Annotated in this window: 2 protein-coding genes; both read left to right on the top strand. The window is 67.4% G+C overall.

What is annotated here, in order from left to right:
- Positions 1 to 2071, top strand: a 2071-nt coding sequence (locus U9980_RS07225) for an ATP-binding cassette domain-containing protein (protein WP_322767222.1), incomplete at its 5' end; no start/stop codon positions are given.
- A gap of 71 nt (positions 2072 to 2142) precedes the next feature.
- On the top strand, positions 2143 to 3445 hold a 1303-nt coding region (locus U9980_RS07220; protein ID WP_322767221.1), incomplete at its 3' end, for an ATP-binding protein.

The following is a 3445-nucleotide window of genomic DNA, read 5'->3' as shown; positions in this document are numbered from 1 at the left end:
GGGGCAGGTCACCCTGGGTCGTTCTCGGGACAACGACCTGGTTGTCGACGATTTACTGGCCTCTCGGCACCATGCCCAGCTTCATGTCGGCGCGGGCGTCGGTGGTACCGGTCGGGGCGCCGGCGGCTGGGGCGCGCTGGGTCGGAGCAGTGATCGACATGGTGGCGTCGAGGTCGTCGACCTGGGATCGGCCAACGGCACATTCGTCAACGGCCGGAGGATCACACATGCGCCTGTGGCGCAACGTGATGTTGTCGCCATCGGCCACCATCTGTTTCAGCTTGACGGTGACACGTTGGTTGAGTACTTCGACAGCGGTGACGTGACGTTCGAGGTGCAGGGCCTGTCGGTGTGGGCCGGTGCCAAGCAGCTCATGAACGACGTCACCTTCCGGCTGCCGGCCCGGTCACTGCTGGGGGTGGTCGGTCCGAGCGGTGCGGGCAAGTCGACGTTGCTCAACGCGCTCACCGGATTCCGCCCGGCCGATGCCGGCACGGTCCGCTATGCGGGCCGGGATCTCTATGCCGAGTACGACGAGCTGCGCCGCCGGATCGGTTACGTCCCGCAGGCCGATCCTCTGCACAGCCAACTGACCGTCCGCCAGGCCCTGGAGTACGGCGCGGAGCTGCGCTTCCCGGCGGACACCACCGCGAACGAGCGGCGCGCCCGGGTCAGCGAGGTCATCATCCAGCTGGGATTGCGTGACCATGTCGACACCCCGGTCGGCCGGCTGTCCGGCGGCCAGCGCAAGCGGACCAGCGTCGCGCTTGAGCTGCTCACCCGTCCGACACTGCTGTTCCTGGACGAGCCGACCTCCGGGTTGGATCCGGCGAACGACCAGTCGGTGATGGAGGCGCTGCACGGACTCGCCCGGGGCAGCGACGGCGCCGCCACGGCTCCCGGTGCCGGCCGCACGGTGATCGTGGTGACTCACAGTGTGCTTTTTCTTGATCTTTGTGACTATCTGCTGGTCCTTGCACCCGGTGGCCACGTGGCGTACTTCGGGCCGAGCGCGGGTGCGCTGCGATTCTTCGGGAAGAAGGACTTCAAGGAGTTCGTCACCGTCTTCCGGGAACTGGAGGCAACCGCGGGCGCGGTGCTCGCGGCCCGCTTCCGCGCATCGGAGGACTACGTCCCCTCCGCGGTGGTCGCGCCACTGGTCCGACGGAGTCCTGCGCTGCTGCCCAGCGTCGGCCAACAGCCCGTGCTGGCGCAGCTGTCCACCCTTACCCGCCGCTACCTGCGGGTGGTGCTCGCGGATCAGTCCTACCTTCGGTTGATTGTTGTTTTTCCGTTCCTGTTGGGGATCATCCCGCGGGTGATTCCGGCCCGGGACGGTCTCGCCGCGTTGCCGGTGCCGAACCCGGATGCGACCAAGGTGCTGGTCGTGCTGGTGCTGTGCGCGTGCTTCATGGGGATGGCGAACTCGGTTCGCGAGATCGTCAAGGAGCGGCAGATCTACCGGCGGGAGCGCACGATCGGTCTGTCGCGCACCGCCTACCTGGGTTCGAAGGTCGTCGTTCTCGCCGTGATCACGACCTGTCAGTGCGTGGTCTTCACACTGATCGGATTACTGGGGCGGATGCCGACACGGTCAGTGCTGCTCGGTTCTCCGCTCGCGGAGTGCATCATCGCGGTGCTCGTGGCGGCGCTGTCGTCGATGATGATCGGCCTGCTCGTGTCGACGCTGGTGGACAACGCCGACAAGACCATGCCCGTGCTGGTCCTGGTCACCATGGGCCAGCTCGTGCTGTCCGGCGGGCTGGTGTCCGCGGTCGGACGCTTCGGACTGGAGCAGATCAGCTGGCTCGCGCCGGCACGCTGGGGCTTTGCCGCCCTGGGCGCGACCACCGACCTCAACAACGTAGCCAAACTGGGCACGCTGGGCAGGATGGGCCCGCGGGGTGATCCACCGGATCCGCTGTGGGCCCCGAACGCCGCAACCTGGCTCACCGACGTCATCCTCGGCACCTCGGTGGGTGTCGTCGCGCTGATCCTGACCGCCTATATGATCCGCCGGATCGAGCCCAAGGTCGGCCGGCGCAAGACGGGCGCGGATCCGCCATCCTGATGCCGCGGATCCGCCATCCGAAGCCGGCGGATCCGCCATCCGAGCCATGCGAATCTGCCATGATGGACGCCGTGGCGGACTCATTCCGAATCGACGGTTCAGTCTTCAACGTGCGCCGGTCCCTCCAGCCTCTGATCATCGAAGCACTGGCCGACACCCGTGTCGTCGGCGTCGTCGGACCTCGGCAGGCAGGCAAGTCCACGCTGGTGCAGCGCATCGTCGGTGACTCGCCAAACGGTGTGTACGTCTCCCTGGACGATCGTGACGCCCGGGTCGCGGCGGAGGCGGATCCACGTGGCTTCCTGATGGGACGTCCGGGGCTCCTCGCCATCGACGAGGTGCAGCGGGTCCCCGAGTTGCTGATCGCGCTGAAGGCGGCAGTCGACACGGACGAACGTCCGGGCCGGTTCCTGGTGACTGGTTCCTCGCAGCTCAGCGCCAACCGCGGTGTGTCGGAGACACTCGCCGGCCGGATTGAGCGCTTCGAGCTGTGGCCGCTGAGCCAGAGCGAACTAGCCGTAGCCGGTGCGGTTGGAGCGGGTGTGGTTGGAGCGGCTGACACGTTCCTTGACCGGCTCCTTGGCGGCGAACTGCCGCTGGACCAGGTCGGCGAGTTGACCAAGCACGACTATCTGGATCGGGCTGTCGCAGGCGGGTATCCGGAGGCTGTCCGCAGATCAGGGGCGAGGCGAGCCGCATGGTTCGACGCCTATGTCGAGACGGTGGTGGAGCGGGAGGCTCCAGGGGTGTCGGCCTCACCGCGCACAGCCGAACTGCCACGTCTGCTCCGCTTGGTCGCGGCCAGGCACGCCAGCCTGCTCAACGTGGCCGACCTGGCACGTGACGCAGGGCTGCCGGAGCGAACAGTCCATCGTTATCTGGAGGTTCTCGAAGCGGTCTTTCTCGTCCGCCGCTGCCCCGCATGGGCGGTGAACCTCAGCCAACGGGAGATCCGGGCGTCCAAGGTCTTCGTGACCGATCCTGGTCTTGCCGCTCATCTGCGTGGTGCTGACATCACGTCGCTCACGCGCCCGGAACTGTCCCACGGCGCCGACGGCCCGGTTCTTGAGGGGATGGTTTACGCCGAGTTGCTACGGCAGTCGGGTTGGTCGGCGGTCAGACCGTCGCTGTTCCATTATCGGGACCGGGCCGGGGCCGAGATCGACCTCATAGTGGAGGACCGGTCCCTGCGTGTCGTCGCGATCGAGGTGAAGGCCGCGGCTGACGTCTCAACCCGCGACATCCGCCACCTCGCCGCCGTCCGCGACCGACTCGGTGACCGTTTCGTCGCCGGGCTGGTGCTGCACACTGGCGCTCGGGCCTTTTCACTGGGCGACCGCCTGGCCGCGGTTCCCGTCAGCGCCCTGTGGGCTC

Origin of the sequence: Protofrankia sp. Cr1 (assembly GCF_963555865.1) — a bacterium.
Lineage (GTDB): Bacteria > Actinomycetota > Actinomycetes > Frankiales > Frankiaceae > Protofrankia.
Note: the sequence above shows the minus strand (reverse complement) of the source record. Positions and strands in the feature narration are given on the sequence as shown.